Source organism: Pseudomonas sp. 2822-17 (genome assembly GCF_002742485.1).
Lineage (GTDB): Bacteria > Pseudomonadota > Gammaproteobacteria > Pseudomonadales > Pseudomonadaceae > Aquipseudomonas > Aquipseudomonas cyclaminis.
In genome coordinates, this window is sequence record NZ_LJRZ01000421.1 from 48,855 (window position 1) to 68,952 (window position 20,098).

The following is a 20,098-nucleotide window of genomic DNA, read 5'->3' on the forward strand; positions in this document are numbered from 1 at the left end:
TACGGAAGAATGCCAAGCAAGCTAACATTCTTGTCCGCAATTGTCAGGACACCGCAGATCTAAAGCGGGCAGTGAAATTCGCCTGGTAGAAATCAGTTCGCCAACCGCGCGCCGCTGAGGCTGCCACTCAACTCATACGCCACCAACTCCGCCTGATGCGCCGCCAGAATCTCCGGCAACGAGCCACGCAGGTATTCCACCCAGGTCTTGATCTTCGCATCCAGGTACTGGCGCGATGGGTAGATGGCGTACAGGTTCAATTCCTGGGAGCGGTAGTTGGGCATCACCCGCACCAGCGTGCCATTGCGCAAGCCTTCGATGGCCGCATACACCGGCAACAGGCCGATGCCCATGCCGCTGGTGATCGCGGTTTTCATCGCGTCGGCCGAGTTGACCAGGAATGGCGAGGTGTTGATCGCCACGCTTTCCTGGCCTTCCGGGCCGTTGAAGGTCCACTTGTCCAACTGAATCACCGGGCTGACCAGGCGCAGGCAGGCGTGGTTTAGCAGATCATGGGGGCGGTGGGCACAGCCCTTGGCCCTGACGTAATCCGGCGAGGCGCAGGCGATGCTGTAGGTGATGCCCAGGCGTTGGGACACGAACCCCGAGTCCGGCAGCTCGCTGGCCAGTACGATGGACACGTCATAGCCTTCGTCGAGCAGGTCCGGCACGCGGTTGGCCAGGGTCAGGTCGAAGGTTACGTCCGGGTGGGTGCGGCGGTAGCGGGCGATCGCGTCGATGACGAAATGCTGGCCAATCCCGGTCATGGTGTGCACTTTCAATTGCCCGGCGGGGCGTGCGTGGGCGTCGCTGGCTTCGGCCTCGGCTTCTTCGACATAGGCGAGGATCTGTTCGCAGCGCAGCAGGTAGCGTTTACCCGCCTCGGTGAGGGCAATGCGCCGGGTGGTGCGGTTGAGCAGGCGGGTTTGCAGATGGGCCTCCAGATTGGAGACCGCGCGCGAGACGTTGGCCGTGGTGGTGTCCAGTTGCGCTGCGGCGGCGGTGAAGCTACCCGCTTCGGCCACACAACTGAAGGCGCGCATGTTTTGCAAGGTGTCCATGGAGTGTTCTCAGGGGAGATAGCAAATTGTGACATGAAGTTGCGCGAAGGTGTGTATCCGCTGGCCACTGCTCTTCCTGGGCATAAGCCTCCATGGCTCAAGACAATGTCCAGGCCTTACTGACGTTCGCCTCATAGTGCGGCAGGTATTCCACCACCAGATGATTGAATGCCTCCCGCGCCTGGCTGCGGTTTTCAGCGGTAGGTGCTTGCAAGGCGGTCTGTGCATGTTGCGTCAGGGTTTCGACCGCCTGGGTCAGTGCCGGGCTGACGCGCTTGAGCGCATCCAGTTCTGCGCTCAACACCGTACCGTGTGCCTGTCGGGCGATGGTGTCGAGTAACCCATGCAGGTCATTGGCATGCCGCTGTACGTAATCATCCCAACCCGATCGTTGCCCAGGGGCGCCCAGGTAGCGGCGGGCGATTGGCAGCAGGTGATCCAGCGACTCGCTGCCCAATTGTTCCCGGACTAGGGTCTGGCGTGTGCGCAGGGACTGCGCTTCAACACCGCTTAAGTGCTCAAGCCTCTCTGGAAGCGCCAAGTCGCGGGATTTGTTCACCGTGTAGCGGGTGAGCAGCACCACCGGCTCTCCATGTTTGATCTTGACCAATATATGGGTGGACGGCGACTTATTGGGCATGAGCAGTGATTCGGTGATCGAGCGGATAAGGTTTTCCCAATCGAACGCCTGGTTTCCCAGGGCCGCCAAGACGTTTCGCAGGACTCCTTTCACAACGTTCATGGACTTGAGCGCAGCGATATCGATCTCCAGGTAATCGCCACTCAGGTGGGGGTCGTCCAGCTTTCGATGACTGTATGCGATCGTCACCCCTTTGCCGCCCTCGGCCTGCGACGAGGCCGTGGCAGATACGTAGCCGCTGAGTATCTGGGCCTGGGCTGTCAGCTTGTACACTTTCAACGCCTCGGGCCGAAGCAGCGCCCGGTTCTGATGTATGACTTCGCGTAGGTGCTTATCCACATCGGGATCGATGCGCGAATGTGTCTGAAGCAGCACATAGCGCTCCGTCAAGGCTCGCGCTTGTCTGTTGCTCGCATGCAGGCTGGCATTCAGCTCGGATGCCAGCGCGCAGGTGCTGGCGTGTTGGGTGAATTGGTAGCTGTTGGACGTAACGTGGTTTTTCATGTCGTCCAGCAGCCTTGCCGGGGTATCGCCGTGGTGCGTCAGCGCCGCCAGTTGTTGCAAGGCCATTGCCGGCGCTGTTTCGTGCAGGCCGAGAATGTCCAAGGTTTTGTGTTGGTGGGTGCGGTGTAATGTCAGCGACAGGGCGCTGTTCAGCTTCAGGAACCTGAAAAAATCAGCCGCCACTTTACTGCGAGCACTGAATGCGATGCCTGTTTCGGTCATGACCGGTGCAGGTGTGTTCTGCAGGCAGGGCAGTTCAACGTCTGGCAGGCCGGCACTGGCCAGCGCTTGCCTGAGATACGGTTGGCTCAGGGCAGAGTAAGCCCTGTCCCTTGGCAGATTGTAATGGTCACTCACGATGCTGCTCAGGTGCCGGGCCGTTTGACCGATGCTTTCGCTCAAGGAGGTACGGACAGAATGGCTGCGGGCGTCGGCGTAGTGCTCCAGGTTCGCGTACGTGCGGGACGAAACATGCCCAAGGGCGATTTGCTGGTGGGTCTGAGCTTTAGTCATGGTAGCCAGCGTTGATTTGAGCGTGCCCTGCAGGGCAATCACCCGCGTGCTCTTGAGGTGCTGATCGTCAGTGATTTGCAGGCGGGAGTCAGCTGCCAGTTGCGGTCCGGCCTGGAGTTGTCGCGCCGGATCCAGCGCCACGTTGTAGCCAATATGACGGTGGTTGATGCGTTCGCCCCCGGCGCGAATGTAGGCAAGAGAAGGCAGCAACCGCTGGGTCAGGCGCTGGTGTCGCTCCTCACCGGCCGCCGCACGGAATTGCCATTTAAGGGCGCGACACAGCGTATGGTCTGCCTCGATCTGCGGATTTTCATGGCTGCGATGCCGGTCAAGCAGGCGCTCGGCTTTTTTGAAAAACGCGTAGAAACCTGCAAGCTCCTGCGTCGACACCTCTAACCTCGGTGCGCTGTGGGTCAGCGTGTAGTGCAGCGCTTCTATTGCTGATTGATCGCGATGATAGCCCGCAAGCAGTACGAGCTTCTCCAGCACCGTGTCGGCGATCCAGCGTACATCCCGTTGCAGAGGCAGCATGTCGGGGCGCAGAGGTTTGGGCGCTATGTGCAACTGCCTGCGCAACGCGTCGACAGTTTCTTGCGCTGGCGTGTGTACCCGACCGTGCGGGTTCAATATGCCGGGGACCGTCAGCATCGTGTGCTCCAGAGGCGGTGATGCTCCCTAGTGTGATACCCCTCGGTGCCGCGTGATGTAGGGCGAGTGCTGAGGCCATCGCTTAAATATCCGAACAGTGTGCGCAGCCGCGTGGATTATCGCCCGAACGGTAACAAAGATTCACAGGAATGCCCGCTTATCGCCATTCCTCCCGCCGCCTAGAATTGCGCCACCTTCGCGCTTTACCACCTCAGGAATTCGCTTGCCGTGCCGCGTCGCATCAGCAGAGAGCTTAAGACTCTCAGTGTTTGGGCCTTATCGTTAGCAATCAGCGGCTGCATCGGAACCGGAGGAATCGCTCCCCAAGGCCACGCCTTGAGCGCCAATGCCCTGGCCACCGATGAAGCGATCCAGAGCGCCGCCCAGGACGCCCACTGGCCCACCGCACAATGGTGGCAAGCCTACGGCGACCCGCAGCTCAATCACTGGGTCGAACTCGCCACGCAAAGCAGCCCGAGCATGGCCATGGCCGCCGCGCGGGTGCGTGAAGCGCGGGCCATGGCCGGGGTTGCCGAGTCGGCTGAGTCGTTGCAGATCAACAGCGACACTAGCCTCAAGCGTCACAACTGGCCCAAGGATCAGTTCTACGGCCCTGGCGAATTGAGCGGTGCCAACACCTGGGACAACAATGCGTCCTTGGGCCTGAGCTACGCCCTCGACCTGTGGGGCCGCGAAAGCAATGCCACCGAGCGCGCCGTCGACCTGGCCCACATGAGCGCCGCCGAAGCACGCCAGGCCCAACTTGAACTGCAGAACAACGTGGTGCGCGCCTATATCCAGCTGTCGTTGCATTACGCCAACCGCGATATCGCCGCCGCCACGTTGGCCCAGCAAGAGCAGATTCTTGACCTGGCCAACAAACGCTTGAACGCCGGTATCGGCACGCATTTCGATGTGAGCCAGGCCGAAACCCCGCTGCCTGAAACCCATCGTCAACTGGACGCCCTCGACGAGGAAATCGCTCTGAGCCGTAACCAGTTGGCGGCGTTGGCGGGCAAAGGTCCGGGGGAGGGCGCGCAGTTGCAACGCCCAAGCCTGTCCCTCGCCGCGCCGCTTAAACTGCCGTCCGCGTTGCCCGCGCAATTGCTCGGCCAGCGCCCGGATGTGGTTGCCAGCCGCTGGCAAGTGGCGGCCCAGGCGCGGGGCATCGACGTGGCGCACGCCGGCTTCTACCCCAACGTCGATCTGGTCGGCAGCCTCGGCTACATGGCCACCGGCGGCGGCATGCTGGCGTTTCTGGCGGGCAAGAAATTCAATTACAACGTCGGCCCGGCGATCACCTTGCCGATCTTCGACGGCGGCCGCTTGCGTGCCGAGCTGGGCGAGGCCAGCGCTGGTTACGACATCGCCGTGGCGCGCTACAACCAGACGCTGGTCACTGCGCTCAAGGGCATCAGCGATCAGTTGATCCGCCGCGAATCCCTGGACAAGCAACAAGGCTTCGCCGCGCAATCGGTGGCCTCGGCGCAGAAAACCTATGACATCGCGATGATCGCCTACCAGCGCGGCCTTACCGATTACCTCACTGTGCTCAACGCCCAGACGCTGCTGTTGCGCCAGCAACAGATCGAGCAGCAAGTCCAGGCGGCGCGCCTGAGCGCCCATGCGGAACTGGTGACCGCCTTGGGCGGCGGCCTTGAAGCAGGCCAGGACGCACCGCAAAACGCCAAGACCCTCCCGAGCAAAACCCCGGCGGCCCTTGCCGTATTCGATCACTGAGTAGGTTGTGATGACTCCCTTGCCTGCACCGCTGCGCTGGCTGCATTCCCTTGAGTGGCGCCGTGGCTTTTTCGACTGGGCACGCAGCGACGGCGTGACCTGGGTGTATATCTTCAAGGTGTTGATTGCGGCGTTTCTCACTCTGTGGCTGGCCATGCGCCTGGAACTGCCGCAACCGCGCACCGCCATGATCACAGTGTTTATCGTGATGCAGCCGCAGAGCGGCCAGGTGTTCGCCAAGAGCTTTTACCGCTTCCTCGGCACCCTGACGGGCTCGGCGGTCATGGTGTTGCTGATCGCCTTGTTTGCGCAAAACACCGAACTGTTTCTCGGCGCCCTGGCGATCTGGGTCGGCATCTGCACGGCCGGGGCGACGCGCAACCGTAACTTTCGCGCCTATGGTTTTGTGCTGGCCGGCTACACGGCGGCGATGGTCGGCTTGCCGGCGCTGGCCCATCCGGACGGCGCTTTTATGGCGGCGGTATGGCGGGTGCTGGAAATTTCCCTGGGGATCATCTGTTCCACCCTGGTCAGCGCCGCGATTTTGCCGCAGACCGCTAGCGCTGCCATGCGTAATGCGTTGTATCAGCGCTTCGGCGTGTTCGCGCTGTTCGTCACCGATGGCCTGCGCGGGCGCAGCCAGCGTGACGGCTTCGAGGCCAGTAACGTACGCTTTATCGCCGAAGCCGTTGGCCTGGAAGGGCTGCGCAGCGTCACCGTGTTCGAAGACCCGCATATGCGCCGACGCAACGGTCGGCTCAGTCGCCTCAACAGCGAATTCATGAGCATCACCACGCGCTTCAACGCCTTGCACCAGTTGCTGGAACGGCTACGCACGGATGCTGCGGATCATGTGGCGGCGGCGATCAAGCCCGGCCTGCAAGACCTTGCCGAAGTACTCGATGGGTTCTCCGGCCGCGCTCTCACCAGCCCCGACGCTGCGCGGCTGGTCAACCAGCTGAGCATTTATAAAGACAGCCTGCCGGCCAAGGTGCGCAGCCTGCGCACGGCCTTTCAGGAAGGCGACCCGACTGAAGCCGAACAACTGGATTTCCACACCGCCTACGAGCTGCTTTACCGCTTCGTCGACGACTTGCACAACTATGCGCAAACCCACGCCTCCCTCGCCGATCACAGCCACGCACGGGAAGACTGGGACGAAGCCTATACGCCGAAGACCAACTGGCTGGCCTGCGCCGCTTCGGGGATTCGCGCGTCATTCATCCTGATTGTGCTGGGCAGTTATTGGGTGGCAACCGCCTGGCCCAGCGGCGCCACCATGACCCTGATCGCGGCCGCCACCGTCGGCTTGTCCGCCGCCACGCCCAACCCGAAACGCATGGCGTTCCAGATGGCCTGCGGCACGTTGATCGGGGCGTTGGTGGGGTTTGTCGAAATGTTCTTCGTGTTCCCCTGGATCGACGGCTTCCCGCTGCTGTGCGTGATGCTCGCGCCGGTGATCATCTTCGGTGCTTTCCTCGCCTCACGCCCGCAATACGCAGGTGTTGGCGTGGGCCTGTTGATCTTCTTCAGCACCGGCTCGGTGCCGGACAACCTCACGGTCTACAACCCGTACACCTTTATCAACGACTACATCGCCATGATCCTCGGCATGCTGGTGTGCGCCGCCGCCGGTGCGATCATCCTGCCGCCCAACAGCCGCTGGCTGTGGCGGCGCCTGGAGCAGGACCTGCGCGAACAAGTGGTGTACGCCATCAGCGGCAAACTCAAGGGCTTGGCGTCGAGTTTTGAAAGCCGCACCCGTGACCTGTTGCACCAGGCCTACGGCCTCGCCGTCGGACAGCCGCAGGTGCAGCGCGATCTGCTGCGCTGGATGTTCGTGGTGCTGGAAGTCGGCCACGCGATCATTGAGTTGCGCAAGGAACAGGCGATCCTGCCGGTACACCCGGCGTATGCCGAATCCCAGCCATGGCGCCAGGCGATCCGCGTGATGGGGCGCTCGCTGGTACGGCTGTTCCTGCAGCCCAGCGCGAGCAACCTGGAACGCGGCCTCATTGCCGTCGACCATGCGATCAGCCGCGTACAGGCCACCGACGAGCCCTTCGCCCCGCACTTCGACACTTCGGCCCTGCGCCGGGTGAAAAGCTACCTGCACTTTATCCGCACCTCGTTGCTCGACCCGCAGTCACCGCTGGCGGCTCTCAAAGGAACCCCGAATGCCCCGTGAAATCGCATTCCACGGCATCTATATGCCGACCATGACCCTGATGTTCCTGATCGCGGCGGCGCTTGCCTGGGCGCTGGACCGCTTTCTGGCCGGCTTCGACCTGTACCGCTTTTTCTGGCACCCGGCGTTGCTGCGCCTGAGCCTGTTCGTTTGCCTGTTCGGCGCCCTGGCGCTGACCGTCTACCGTTGAGAATGCCCCGATGAAAAAGTTTTTCAGCCTGCTCGCCACCTTGCTGGTACTGGCCTTGGCGATCTGGATAGGCCGCACACTGTGGGTGCACTACATGCAAACCCCATGGACCCGCGATGGCCGTGTTCGCGCCGACATCATCAACGTAGCCGCCGACGTGACCGGCGAAGTGGTCGACGTGCCGGTGCGCGACAACCAGTTGGTGAAAAAGGGCGACCTACTGATGCAGATCGACCCCGAGCACTACCGCATTGCAGTCAAGCAGGCGCAGTCGCTGGTGGCTTCGCGCAAAGCCACCTGGGAAATGCGCAAGGTCAACGCGCATCGCCGTGCCGACCTCGACGCCCTGGTGATCTCCAGGGAAAACCGCGACGACGCGAGCAACATCGCCGACTCGGCCCTGGCCGACTACCAACACGCGCTGGCACAGCTGGAAGCCGCCGAACTCAACCTGAAACGCACCCAGGTAGTGGCGGCCGTGGATGGCTACGTCACCAACCTCAACGTGCATCGCGGCGACTACGCGCGCATCGGCGAAGCCAAGATGGCCGTGGTCGATATGAACTCGTTCTGGGTGTACGGTTTCTTTGAAGAAACCAAGCTGCCCCATGTGAAAGTCGGTGACAAAGCCGATATGCAATTGATGAGCGGCGAAACCTTGAAGGGGCATGTAGAAAGCATCTCGCGTGGTATCTACGACCGCGACAACCCCGAGAGCCGCGAGCTAATTGCCGATGTGAACCCGACCTTCAACTGGGTGAGGCTGGCCCAGCGCGTGCCGGTGCGGATTCATATCGATGAAGTGCCAGACGGAGTGTTGTTGGCGGCGGGGATTACGTGCACGGTGATCGTTGACCAGACACGAAATTAAATTGTGGGAGCTGGCAAGCTCCCACATTCGTTTTTTGTTGATAGGCAGATCGGGCTTTGTCTCAGATGAGGACTTAGGCTCTGACTTTTCGTCGACGCCTGACCCGCAACATACTGACGTAGCGGCGGTGGTTTCTTGTGTGGAGTAGGAACAACCAGAACAGCGCTTGAAATAAAGGAAACACTGCAAACATCGTCACTCGTTGGTTGCCCAGGTAGTCGGCCGCAAGCATAGCGTTCAACGCTGCGACGCCCACCAGTAGGACAGGGCCAAAACGGAACCCCGCCGCCACCAGCGCCATCCCAATGCAGATGACCAGTAGTAATACCAGAGCCGCCAAAACCGCATATTCGCTTGGCAGGTAATATATTCGGGCGTAATACGACAGGCTATGTGACAAGTTGCCGGAAGTACTGACGAGGCTCATTGATACCCCCATGCCCACCGTGAACGCAAAACGTCGGGTGTAATAACGCAAAGTTCGGGGATCCTGGGCGCTGATAACGTCATTGCTCATGGCTGCCGAACTCCTCATAAATCCCAATTACGAGAGAATTGACGTTTCCGGACAGGCCACTGCCAGTGACCGCCAGAGCGGCGCCCACTTGATCGGCTAACTGAGTGAGGAGGTCCTGGCGTAATTGGGCATTGCTGAAGCGCTTGGGGAGTGTTCCTGCCAACTGCTTTAACCGGATCATTTCGCGAGGACGACGAGGGTTCTGCAAACGCAGGACTTCGTTTGTCAGTTTTGCGCGTTCCTGGCGGCTCATGTGCCTCAAGATGTCGGTCAGGTTGCGGCCTGACGTATTTTTGATAGTCATGACAGTCTTTACCGTGACAAACGTCGTGCTGCCCGCCCCCACCAGCGAAATGCCATCCAAGGCTACGGTCATTGCCTGATACCAACCAAGGCTGTCGTAATAATCGTTTTCAGCCGGGTTGGTCAGTTCTTTGTATGTCCGCCATAGGCCGTTACCACATTGCATAGCACTGGCGGCTGCCGCTGTATAAGCAATGTAAGTAACTGCAAGGCTGGAACCTGCACTGAGCGGCGCTGACGCTATGCCTACCTTGGCAACGACAATGCCTATCACGGCTCCACCGCATGCCAGGGCCAACCCTGCCGCCTCGCGCCATAAATGCGACTCGCGCGGTGAGTTTGCCACCCATTGCGCATAATCATCGGCAGCCATCATCGGCCCCACCACCTCCCGCAGAATCACCCGCTTGGGCTTGATACTGCACAGCGGTACAAACTCACGCAGCACCGTCACCTGATAATCACTGCCGATATGCACCACACCTGCCCCGACGATGGCCGGGTCGGCGTCAATGGTTCGATAAAGTTTGGGCAGGTCCAGCAGGCTGGTCAGCCGCTGGCGAGTCGTGGTGTGCGCATCCGGCACACCGCTTCGCATAAAATCCCTTGGCATCCTTTCACCTGTGAGTAGACAGAGGTGAAAGAGCCTGGGGTTAGTTTCCTTGTAATGCTGTCAGCCCATTCGCTGTTTTTCGTAGGATCCGGCTGGGCAGTTAGTTCATTGAGCTACATAGGTTTCATGCAAATGGCGCCACAACAGCGCGCCACTCGCCTGCTTCTCAAACACCACGGTGGCCCGCCGATCCGTTTGGGTGCCGCTGTCGTCCACCTGATGCTCGCGATAAGTCACTGTCGCACCGCGTGCATGCCGGTCAATCCCGGCCATTTCACTCAAGGTGATTTTCAGCCCCGGCCGCATGCCGCCCAGGCGCGTGAACAGCGCATTCACCCCTGCTGCATTGACGCGTGTGCCGGTGGCGGGAGCGATCATGCTGAATTCCGGCGAGAAGCGCGCAAGCAGGTTTTGCAAGGTGCCGTCAGGTGCAACGCCGGCAAACCATTGCTCGATCTCGATGTGGGTCTGGATGACTTCTTCGAAAAAGTCGCTGTAGTCGATCATTTACAAATTCCCCTTCAAGCCAAAGCGTTTCTTCAACACGGTTTCCAATAACCCCTTGGGCAACAACGCCGCCATCAACGGCAGCGCCCGGCTGCCATTGCCCGAGCGCAACAGGCGTGGTGGCTGCGGCTGTTGCACGGCTTTGAGCACATCCGCCGCAAACACCGTGGCAGGTGTCGGCTTGTCCTGGGAGGCCTGGCTGCGTGCGCGAATGCCTTCGCGCAATGGCCACCATGGCGATTGCTCGTTGATCAGCAACTCGGCCTGGGCGCCGGCGTTTTTGGCAAAGCGTGTATCGATGGCGCCGGGTTGTACTTCCATCACCCGTATGCCAAACGGCGCCAGTTCCATGCGCAGTGCATCGCTCAAGGCATGCACCGCAGCTTTGGAGGCGCAGTAGGCACCGGCAAACGGCGTGACCAGCACCCCGGAAACGCTGCCGATATTCACCACCAGGCCTTTGCGCTTGCGCAGCGCCGGGAACAGCGCTTGGGTGACGCCGACGATGGAAAACACGTTGGTCTGGAACTGACGCTGCATCGCCTCGGTGCCGCCGTCGAGCAGCGGGCCCATGGCGCCGTAGCCGGCGTTGTTGATCAGTACATCCAGTTCGTCCAGGTTCGCGGCCAGGGTCTGCAGGGCGGCAGCGTCATTCACGTCCAGCAGCACAGCGTGGAAGCCCGCGTCGTTGAGGGCGATCACGTCGTCTTCGCGGCGGGCGCTGGTCAATACGTCGTAGCCGGCAGCTTTGAAGGCATCGGCCAACGCACGGCCGATGCCGCTGGAGCAACCGGTGATGAGAACATTGGGCATGGATCAATCCTTTGTCAGTCCGAGAAGCTGCCTTGCAGGTGCTCGGCACGAAATTCCAGGGTTTGCGGGCGGTAGCCGGGGCGCAGCGGCGGGGTGGGCAGGCAATCGTCCCAAGTGGCGCCAGCCTGCAACTCACCGGGGCCGCGATAGCGCGGGGCAGCATAGACGTTGTCGGCGAGATTCACCGTGTCGCCGGGCGCATAGGCGGCGACGCGCCAGCGCAGTTCGGTCAGTGGTACGTCGTTGCCGTTGTTCAGGGTGAGTTTCAGCGGACGGTCGGCGGGGCAGTCCTGTGGGGCGTAGGCGATGCGCAGTTCAAGGCGCGCCAGCTGCGAGGCCTCGCGGTTGTCCAGCCAGACCACCCACACTGCGACAAAACCCAGGCCGACAGCGGCGGCCAGCGATACCGGCAAGGCTTTGGCGGGGTAGCGCAGCAGCAGGATCAGCCAGGTGATGATCAGTAGGACGCCGAAAAACATGATGACAACCTCATACGCGGATAAAACATCCTACCTGTGGGTTGGCCTTGGTGCCTATCGTGGGCATCAGTTTTCGTTTACGAAGGAACCCGATGGCGCATTGTCTCCACAGAGCGAACATAGGGAAATACAGACCGCCCAGGAGGGTAATAACCGAAGTCAGAATAAGTGAGACCCACTATGGTTGCTTCAGCTCTTCTTGTGCCCGTTGTCTCCAATGTCTTGTCGTCGGTGGTGACCTCCCTCATCACTGCTCCTAAAGCGCCAGCGCAGAACGCTGCTGGAGCGTCCCGGCAAATGGACCACGCGGCGAATTCTCCTCCGTCTGGTCGCATGCGGGACCACAAACTTACAAGTTTGGGTCAAACCCTGCTGCAAGGGCCTTCGTCGCAGCTGTGTAACAGCGGTATGAATGCCAAGCATGCCAAGGGGGCGGGTATTGCCTTGGGTGGCATGGCTGCGCAAGAGGCTGGGAAAAACCTGGCCAACAGTAGTGGTACGTTGTCCAGAGTCTTGGGCGCGCTCATGACCGAGGGTGGTAAGGCGGCCCAGTTGTACGGTGCTGTCAAGTTCGGTAACGCTTGACGCAATTGACGGACGCTCTGCGGCACTGGCATTGGCGCTGGCAATGATTGAATAAAAAAGCCCCCACCCAACCGGCTGCGGATAGGGGACGCAGTCGGCTGGGCGAGGGCTTCTTGTACGACTGTTTTACTGCGCGATAGTTTTCACCGACACGCCACGTTCAACCGGCGTCGAGCGACCGTAGATATCTTCAAAACGCTCGATGTCATCTTCGCCCAGGTAGCTGCCCGATTGCACTTCGATGATCTCCAACGGGATTTTTCCCGGGTTGCGCAGGCGGTGCACCGAGGCGATCGGGATGTAGGTCGACTGGTTCTCGCAGAGCAGGAACACGTTCTCGTCGCAGGTCACTTCAGCCGTGCCGCTGACCACGATCCAGTGTTCGGCGCGGTGGTGGTGCATCTGCAATGACAGGCACGCGCCCGGCTTGACCGAGATGTGCTTGACCTGGAAGCGGCCGCCCATGTCCACCGAGTCGTAGGAGCCCCACGGACGGTAGACTTCGCAGTGGTTCTGGGTCTCGCTGCGGCCCTGTTCGTTGAGGGTGTTGACCATCTGCTTGACGCCCTGGACCTTGTCCTTGTGGGCAATCATCATCGCGTCCTTGGTTTCCACCACCACGATGTTTTCCAGGCCGATCACCGACACCAGCTTGCCGTTGCCGTGGATCATGCAGTTCTTGCTGTCCTGGATCACCACGTCGCCCTTGGTGACGTTGCCGTTGGCGTCTTTATCGTTGACCGCCCACAGCGAGGCCCAGCAACCCACGTCGCTCCAACCGGCGCTCAGCGGTACGACGCAGGCGCGTTGGGTTTTTTCCATCACGGCATAGTCGATGGAATTGTCCGGGCAGCAGGCGAAGGTGGCTTCGTCGAAGGACACGGTGTCGGCGGTCTGTTCGCTGCGTTCCAGGGTCAGCACGCAGGTGTCGTAGATGTCCGGATCGTGCTTTTTCAGCTCTTCGAGGAAACGGCTGGCGCGGAACAGGAACATGCCGCTGTTCCAGAAATAGCCGCCGCTTTTGACGAACTCGACAGCGCGTTTTTCATTGGGTTTTTCCACGAACTGCTCAACGCGGCTCACGCCTTCGGGCAGCAGCGAATCGTTGGTGGACTTGATGTAGCCATAACCGGTTTCCGGACGGGTCGCCGGCACGCCGAACAACACCATCTCGCCACGCTCGGCTGCCACGGTGGCCAGGGCCAGGGCGCGTTGCAGGGCTTTCTGGTCATCGATCACGTGGTCGGCGGGCAGCACCAGCATCAGCTCGTCGCGGCCTTCGTTGACCAGCATCATCGCGGTCAGGGCCACGGCCGGCGCGGTGTTGCGACCGAACGGCTCCATCAGGATGCGTTGGCATTCGAGCTTACGCGCGCTCAACTGCTCGTTGACGATGAAGCGGTGATCCTTGTTGCAGACCACGATCGGGGTGTCCATGCCTTCGAATACCAGGCGTTCCAGGGTTTGCTGGAACAGCGTGTGCTCACCGGTCAGGGCCAGGAATTGCTTGGGGAACTGTTTACGGGAAAGCGGCCAAAGACGTGAGCCGCTACCACCGGAAAGGATTACTGGGATCATGTGTTTCTCCTTGAATCAATTTGGGTCAGAGCTACGAAGGTTTGTCGTTTCACTCTTGTTTTTGTCTCGGTCCCTGTGGGAGCTGGCTTGCCTGCGATGCAGGCGACTCGGTCTGTCAGTGACACCGAGGTGATGCCATCGCGGGCAAGCCCGGCTCCCACAGGGGAATAGTTAGCGGGTCGACACGGGGCGTTTCACCCACACTGGCGACAGGCTGCTGCCGGAACCGGTGACATACAGCACCGCTGCTTCACCGCGCTCCAGGGCAACCGGCTTCACATCGCCGACTTTCTTGTCACCGTCATACAGCGCCAGGCTTACCTTCACCGGGTTGATCTCACGCTCGCCACGGCCTTTGGCGGCTACCGACTTGACCACGTCGGTCTTGCCGTCAGCGGTCTTGAGGGTCAGGGCCTTGTCGCTGAGGTTCTGCACGCGCACCAGGGACTTCTGCTTGTTCTTGAACGGCGGTTCTTCGATCAGCTGAGGCTGGCCGCTGCCGCTGTTGACCAGGGTGTAGTAGTGGTCGGCGGCGAGTTTGACCGGCAGGGTCTGGCTGCCAACCTTGGCGCTGTAGTCACCGCCCGGCATGAAGCTGAAGTCACTGCTGGCCAGTGGCGCAACCTCGCTGAGGTTGGTGTTGCCCACGGTGGCGCTGACTTCCTGGTTGCTGGCGTTGTAGATACGTACGAAGCTCGAACCTTTTGGCGCGGTAGGGCCGTAGAGCGCCGCATCGCCACCGGCGAAGGCGGACATCGATACGAAGCTCAGACCGGCAGCAATGGCCAGGGTTTTAGCGAGACGACGAGGAGTTGTAGTGAAAGTCATGTGAGTTACCTCTCTTTCAGTTTTGCGCCCGGTCGGGCGTCTCGGATTTTTGGTTTTTAACTGGGGTGTTCAGTGCCATGTTTTGTTGGCGTGAACCGGCTTGTTTAAGTTGCGCAACCCACGCAGGGTCGGCATCACCGATTTCGTTGTTCACAGGCAGATAGCGTTCAGGAAACTCCCAGATCAGCACCTGTGGCGGGCTGTTCTTGAAGTCGTCACTTTTCAGGTAGCTGAGCATCGGCAGGATCGGGCCGTGGCCGTCTTCTGCGTAGCTGACCACGTCGCTGCCCAGGGCTTGCTTGAGGGCACCGACGAAGTTCCAGTTGGGGTTGGCGCTGTAGCTGGTGCCGACCAGTGCCACTGGGGTTTCGCTGTCGCTGAACAGCGCGTCGTCGCCTTTGGTTTCGGCCAGGTGCGTGACGCGTTTTTCCAGCGGCTCTTTAGGCGGCATCAGGTTTTCAAACAGCGGGTCCAGGGGCAGGAACAGACGCAGGTCGCCTTTGTGCGGCTCGGTCTTTTCGGCCTCGGTGACAAAGCGCTGAGGCTCGCCGCTCAGCGGGGTCTTGTCGGCAATCGCCTTGGCCAACTGCTTGGCCGCGACTTCGGCACCATCCGGCGTCCAGTGGGTGTCGGTGCGCAGGAACACTTGCTTGCCGCCCAGCTTGGCCTGTTGCAACGGGCCGAGCAGGTCGGGCGCCGGGATGTTGTCGGCGGCGACACGGGCATGGAAGTCCTGGTACAGGTTGGCGTGGATGCTCGCCGGTTTCACTTCACCCAGGTGTTCCGGGTAGAGGCGCACCTTGGCCGGCACGATCGCCATCACCAGTTGGATGCCTTGGGCCTTGAGCTTCTGGCGTACGCCTTCGACCAGCGCGTAGTTGCCTTGCAGGTTCTGGTCCTCGTTGACGGCGGGGTTGAACTCCTCGTCGCTGTACAACCAATGATCGCGGCCCAGCACCACGCCGGGGCGGCCTTCATTGAACAGCTTGTAGTCCAGCGCGGCCCAGAGGTTGGTGCCGATGCGCTTGATCGGGAACTCGTCGTCGTAGTGCGTCTCGACGGCCTTGGTCCAGCGACCATTGAGCACCGTGGCCTCAGCGTTGGTGCTGAAGCCCAGAAAGCTGCGCAGCGACCAGGCGCCGAGTGCCAGCAGCAGCACCATGAACAGGCTGATATAGAGGACGCGTAATGAACGGGTCATGGTCGGCTCCCTCAGAATTGGAAGTAAAGGAACGGCGAGAAACTCTGCGCCGACAGTTTGAGAATCGACGCCACGAACAGCAGCAGCACCGCAGCGCGCATGGCGTAGCGTGGCCAGTCAGCGGTCCAGTAGGCCGGTTGCACGGCGGCGTCCTGGCCAACGGTGAAACCTGGCTGGTGGATGCTGCCGGGGTTGTCGCCCGGTACGGCCTTGATCAGGCTTGGGTCGACAGGCTTGGTTTTTTCCGCAGGGCGGTTGGTGTAGAAATCGCGCAGGCCGAAGAACGCCAGGGTTGCGTACGCCACCACCAGGGTTGCCACTTGCAGGCCGGTGAGGTTGGCGCGGTTGAGTTCCGACAGCGACCACTCGCCAAAGCTGAACATCGCACCGTACATACGGCCGGCGACGTGCAGGTTTTCGGCGCGGAAGATCACCCAGCCCATCACCACCAGCAGGAAGGTGAAGGCCCAGCGCAACACGTTGAAACTGCGCGGCGCGGTGTTCAGGCCAATGGCTTTTTCAATCGCCAGCCACATGCCGTGCCAGGCGCCCCACACGATGTAGGTGATGTTGGCGCCGTGCCACAGGCCGCCCAGCAGCATGGTCAGGAACAGGTTGCGGTAGGTGGTCAGCGTGCCTTTACGGTTACCGCCCAGGGTGATGTACAGGTAGTCACGCAGCCAGGTGGACAGGCTGATGTGCCAGCGGCGCCAGAACTCGGTGATCGACTGGCTGATGTACGGCTGCTTGAAGTTTTCCATGAAGCGGAAACCCATCATCAAGCCCAGGCCGATGGCCATGTCGCTGTAGCCGGAAAAGTCGAAGTACAGCTGCGCGGTGTAGGCCAGCGCGCCGAGCCAGGCGTCGCCGGTGGTCGGGTTTTGCAGGGCGAAGCAATGGTCGGCCACCACCGCGAGGGTGTCGGCGATAAACACCTTCTTGATGAAACCCTGCATGAACCGCGTGCAGCCCTCGGAGAACTTGTCGAGGGTGTGGGTGCGGTTGTTGAACTGGTCGGCCAGGTCGCGAAAACGCAGAACAGGGCCGGCAATCAAGTGCGGGAAAATCGCCACGAACGCCGCGAAGTCGATCAGGTTGCGGGTCGCCGGGGTGTCGCCACGGTACACGTCGATGATGTAGCTGATGGACTCGAAAATGTAGAACGAGATCCCGATCGGCAACAGCACGTGGGTGAGGATGAACGGCTCAAGGCCCGCCGACTTCATCATGACGTTGATGCTGTCGACGCCGAAGTTGGCGTACTTGAAGTAGCCGAGGATGCACAGGTCGACGGCCACGCCGAGCAGCAGCCAGCGTTGGGCCGGCTTGGTGCGCACGCCGGCTGCACCGACCTTGAGGCCGATCCAGTAGTTCCACAGCGTGACGGCGGCGAACAGCGCCAGGAAGTCCACTCGCCACCAGGCGTAGAACACATAGCTGGCAATCAGCAGCAGCAGGTTGCGATAGCGTTGCCCGCTCAAGTAGTACAAGCCGAGAAAGATCGGCAAGAACAGAAACAGGAACACATTGGACGAGAAAACCATCCCGATCTCTCCATGTTTAACCAACAGTCAAGGGCCGCAGCCCCCCCAAACCCCCCACGAATTTCGGGGAGGGTTGTATTGCAATCTCACTGTCGAAACCGGCTTCAAATGTGGGAGGGGGCTTGCCCCCGATGGCGGTGTAACAGTCGCCATTGCTATCGGGGGTAAGCCCCCTCCCACATTTTTTATTCACCGCGTTTCGTCAGGAACCTTTGTTGCCTTTTTCGTGCGCCGGGTCGTAGACCTTGGTCAGGTCACCGCCGAGGCGGAACGTCTTGAACGGCTGCATCCCATGCTTGCGCTCCACCACATCCGGGGCGCAGGTGTAGAGGGTGCAGAAGGGTTCGAGCCAGGCGAATTTCATGTCCTGCTTCAAATCCTTCATGTCCTGCTCTTTGCCGTTCTTCTGCTCGAAGATCTCCGGGTCCTTGACCCCGGCCAGCACTTTGTCGCCCAGGCGCTTGAGCGCGCTGTTGTTTTCCTGGCGCAGGTCGACACCGTTGACCAGGGCAAAACTGGCGATCATCGACAGTGGCGGCAGGGCGTAGTTGTGGTACGACAAGGCCCGCTGCTGACGCTTCAATTCGTTGGGCAGGAAGCCCTGGTCGTCGACCTGGTTCACGCCGACTTTGTATTCCTTCACCGCCCAATCAAACAGGTCGCGACGGTTGGTGGCGATGGACGTCGCCATCACCGACCAGGCGGCCCAGTAGGAGTGGTTGTTGGTTTTTTCCAGGGGCAGGTTGTCCCAATCGCTCACCACCTGATCGGCCAGTTTGTTGAACCAGGCTTCGATCAGTTGGGCTTCCTGCGGGTGGTTGGCCAGCGGGTGCGAGTCGGAGAACTTCAGGCGCACATAGGCCGAGGCCATGCTGCCCAGCGCCCATTTGCGCATGGACTTGCCGGTGTGGTTGAAGTCCTTGGACATCAACGCGTCAGCCTTGGCCCACGACACCAGCCAGTTCAGCGTGCATTCAAGCTGCTCCGGGCGGCCGTCGCGCATGAACTGCATCACGCGCTTGCTGGTGTCTTTTTCCAGCTTGGTGATGTCGGCGGTGCTGTCACGAAAGGCCTTTTCCGACTGCACGTTCAGCGTCGAACGGGCCTTGTCGGAGCCTTCGTACTTGCTGCGAAATTGCAGCGGGCCGGTGTACGGCGTCGGCATGCTGTCGCAATCATTTTTGAAGTCGCCGGTCTTGAACGCTTCGATCGGTGCGAAATAGCCCTGGGGCGGACGCAGTGGCGCGGCGGCGTTGGCTGCGCCGGCAAAGATCGCCAGGCCGAGCAACGATGGAATCAATAACTTCTGCATAAGTAACCTCATTGCCCCGTTGATGCAGTCTGTTGACCACCGGCGGCGAATACGTTGCGTGTGCAAATTTTCGCTTCGACCTTCTGCGCCGCAGCGCCCGCTTCGGGGCCCTGCACTTCCACGGCCAGCAAGTTCTGCGAGGCCCAGTCTTCATCGGTGCGCAGTTCAAAGGCGAAACGCCCGTCTGTATCGGATGTTTCGGGTTTCTCGATCTTGATGTCCTCGTGGCGCCCGTTCATGTACCAGAGGGTGGCTTGCAAGGTTTTCACCGACGGATCGGCGAAGCGGATATCAACCTGATGGTTGGCGTTGCGCAGGTCTTTGTTCGAACTGTTAACCATCAATTCGTTCTTGCCGGGTTTCAACGTCGTGTTGGCGCTCATCTGCGCGGTCTTGCCTTCGCAGCCGTTGTCCAGCAGCGACATCATCTGGCGGTAGATGGTCTCCTGGTCCAGGCGGTATAGCGGCGAGAACTCCCAGATGAGGATTTTCGGCGGGGTTTTCTGGAATTCGTCGCTGCCCAGGTACTGGATCATCGAGCCTTCCAGGCCTCCGCCGGGGAAGGCGACGTTGAGGATGTCGGCACCGATTTCCTGTTCCAGGAAGCCGGCGAAGTTGTAGTTCTTGCCGCTGTGGCTGGTGCCCACCAGGGTGATCTGCGGGTTGCCGGAATCGCCGAACAGGTCGCCGTCACCGGCTTCGCCCTTCGGCTCGGTGGTGAACTGGTCCATGTACTGGATCGCGTAGCTGGTGCCGCACAGTTGCCCGGCCATGTTGTGCAGGGTGCCGGTCTTGCCCATGCGCCCGGAGCGCTTGGTCTCGAATTCACGCTTGGGAATATCGGCGAACTCGGGCATGGCACGCACTTTGGCGCCGACGATCTTCGCGGTGCGCTGGGCGCCGTATGGCGTCCAGTGCTGGTCGCCACGGAAGTAGAAATCGTGGGCCGGCAGTTCATCCGGCAGTTGCTCATTGGTCAACGGCGACAGGTCCGGCACCACGTAGCCCATCTTGGCGAAACGACCGAGCATGGTTTTGTAGTTGCCCAGGGCCTTGTCGAAGTCGAACTTGGCTTTTTCTTCCGGGTTGAGCTTGTTGCGGTTAACCAGGCCACGGGTCGGCTGGTAGACCACCACCAGTTCCACGCCCTTGGCCTTGAACGCATCGTGCAGCTGTTGCATGCGCTTGTAGCCGGCGGGGCTGGTGTCGAATTCGGTGCGCAGGTCTTCCTGGGTGCGGAACAGCCAGTCGCCCTGGGCTTGCACCAGGGTGGTGAAGTTCTGCTGGTAGCGCGTGGTGTAGTTCTTCGCGTCATGGGCGGCCGGGCACAGGCTGCAGCACGGCTCGGCGGTGAAGGTCGGAGCCTTCAGCTCGTCGGCGCGTACGCCCTGGCTGGCCGCGAGCAGGCCGAGGGTCAGACCCGAGAGGCTCAGCAGTTTGATCATGTGTGGGTGCATAAGGGT

At 60.8% G+C, this 20,098-nt stretch carries 17 protein-coding genes; 4 read left to right on the forward strand and 13 right to left on the reverse strand.

Going from position 1 to position 20,098, the window contains the following annotated elements; translation table 11 throughout:
* Nucleotides 1–92 precede the first annotated feature (92 nt).
* Both AOA60_RS14120 and AOA60_RS14125 read right to left on the reverse strand, forming a co-directional pair.
* Nucleotides 93–1,061, reverse strand: coding sequence for a LysR family transcriptional regulator (locus AOA60_RS14120; RefSeq protein WP_099584930.1), 969 nt, complete (start codon nt 1,059–1,061; stop codon nt 93–95).
* A 97-nt stretch (nt 1,062–1,158) separates the two neighbouring features.
* Nucleotides 1,159–3,366 carry a hypothetical protein gene (locus AOA60_RS14125; protein WP_099584931.1) on the reverse strand — a complete coding sequence of 736 codons (2,208 nt, stop codon included), beginning with the start codon at nt 3,364–3,366 and terminating at the stop codon, nt 1,159–1,161.
* Between the two features lie 228 nt (nt 3,367–3,594).
* Here AOA60_RS14125 and AOA60_RS14130 point away from each other — a divergent pair, with 228 nt between their 5' ends.
* Genes AOA60_RS14130 through AOA60_RS14145 form a run of 4 tightly spaced genes read left to right on the forward strand, consistent with a single transcriptional unit; the run spans nt 3,595 to nt 8,355 of the window.
* Nucleotides 3,595–5,106 (forward strand): efflux transporter outer membrane subunit, encoded by a 1,512-nt coding sequence (locus tag AOA60_RS14130; protein ID WP_099584932.1) that lies wholly within the window; start codon nt 3,595–3,597, stop codon nt 5,104–5,106.
* 10 nt (nt 5,107–5,116) lie between these two features.
* Nucleotides 5,117–7,294, forward strand: a complete 2,178-nt coding sequence (locus AOA60_RS14135) for an FUSC family protein (protein ID WP_099584933.1) — start codon at nt 5,117–5,119, stop codon at nt 7,292–7,294.
* A complete protein-coding gene (locus tag AOA60_RS14140) occupies nt 7,284–7,484 on the forward strand; it encodes a DUF1656 domain-containing protein (protein ID WP_027604741.1) in 201 nt (66 codons plus the stop codon). The genes AOA60_RS14135 and AOA60_RS14140 overlap by 11 nt, the downstream gene beginning before the upstream one ends.
* A gap of 10 nt (nt 7,485–7,494) precedes the next feature.
* Entirely contained in the window at nt 7,495–8,355 is an 861-nt protein-coding gene (locus AOA60_RS14145; protein WP_099584934.1) for an HlyD family secretion protein, read from the forward strand.
* A 73-nt stretch (nt 8,356–8,428) separates the two neighbouring features.
* On the opposite strand, the gene AOA60_RS14150 is transcribed toward AOA60_RS14145, so the two are convergent.
* The 11 genes from AOA60_RS14150 to AOA60_RS14205 all read right to left on the reverse strand — a co-directional run bounded on the left by AOA60_RS14150 (nt 8,429) and on the right by AOA60_RS14205 (nt 20,092).
* Entirely contained in the window at nt 8,429–8,872 is a 444-nt protein-coding gene (locus AOA60_RS14150; protein WP_244643662.1) for a hypothetical protein, read from the reverse strand.
* On the reverse strand, nt 8,862–9,788 hold the full coding sequence (locus AOA60_RS14155) for an NAD synthetase (RefSeq protein ID WP_099584935.1): 927 nt from the start codon (nt 9,786–9,788) through the stop codon (nt 8,862–8,864). Before AOA60_RS14155 ends, AOA60_RS14150 begins: the two co-directional genes overlap by 11 nt.
* A 105-nt stretch (nt 9,789–9,893) precedes the next feature.
* On the reverse strand, nt 9,894–10,295 hold the full coding sequence (locus tag AOA60_RS14160; RefSeq protein ID WP_099584936.1) for a DUF4440 domain-containing protein: 402 nt from the start codon (nt 10,293–10,295) through the stop codon (nt 9,894–9,896).
* On the reverse strand, nt 10,296–11,108 hold the full coding sequence (locus AOA60_RS14165; protein ID WP_099584937.1) for an SDR family oxidoreductase: 813 nt from the start codon (nt 11,106–11,108) through the stop codon (nt 10,296–10,298).
* A gap of 14 nt (nt 11,109–11,122) precedes the next feature.
* Nucleotides 11,123–11,587 carry a multidrug transporter gene (locus tag AOA60_RS14170; RefSeq protein ID WP_099584938.1) on the reverse strand — a complete coding sequence of 155 codons (465 nt, stop codon included), beginning with the start codon at nt 11,585–11,587 and terminating at the stop codon, nt 11,123–11,125.
* Between the two features lie 711 nt (nt 11,588–12,298).
* Entirely contained in the window at nt 12,299–13,750 is a 1,452-nt protein-coding gene (locus tag AOA60_RS14180) for a mannose-1-phosphate guanylyltransferase/mannose-6-phosphate isomerase (RefSeq protein ID WP_099584940.1), read from the reverse strand.
* Between the two features lie 171 nt (nt 13,751–13,921).
* A complete protein-coding gene (locus tag AOA60_RS14185) occupies nt 13,922–14,578 on the reverse strand; it encodes an alginate O-acetyltransferase AlgF (RefSeq protein WP_099584941.1) in 657 nt (218 codons plus the stop codon).
* Between the two features lie 16 nt (nt 14,579–14,594).
* A complete protein-coding gene (locus AOA60_RS14190) occupies nt 14,595–15,779 on the reverse strand; it encodes an alginate O-acetyltransferase (protein WP_099584942.1) in 1,185 nt (394 codons plus the stop codon).
* An 11-nt stretch (nt 15,780–15,790) separates the two neighbouring features.
* A complete protein-coding gene (locus tag AOA60_RS14195) occupies nt 15,791–17,323 on the reverse strand; it encodes an MBOAT family protein (protein WP_099584943.1) in 1,533 nt (510 codons plus the stop codon).
* Nucleotides 17,324–17,525: 202 nt separating this feature from the next.
* A complete protein-coding gene (locus AOA60_RS14200) occupies nt 17,526–18,635 on the reverse strand; it encodes a mannuronate-specific alginate lyase (RefSeq protein ID WP_099584944.1) in 1,110 nt (369 codons plus the stop codon).
* 8 nt (nt 18,636–18,643) lie between these two features.
* Nucleotides 18,644–20,092 (reverse strand): alginate O-acetyltransferase, encoded by a 1,449-nt coding sequence (locus AOA60_RS14205; protein WP_099585024.1) that lies wholly within the window; start codon nt 20,090–20,092, stop codon nt 18,644–18,646.
* Between the last annotated feature and the right edge of the window lie 6 nt (nt 20,093–20,098).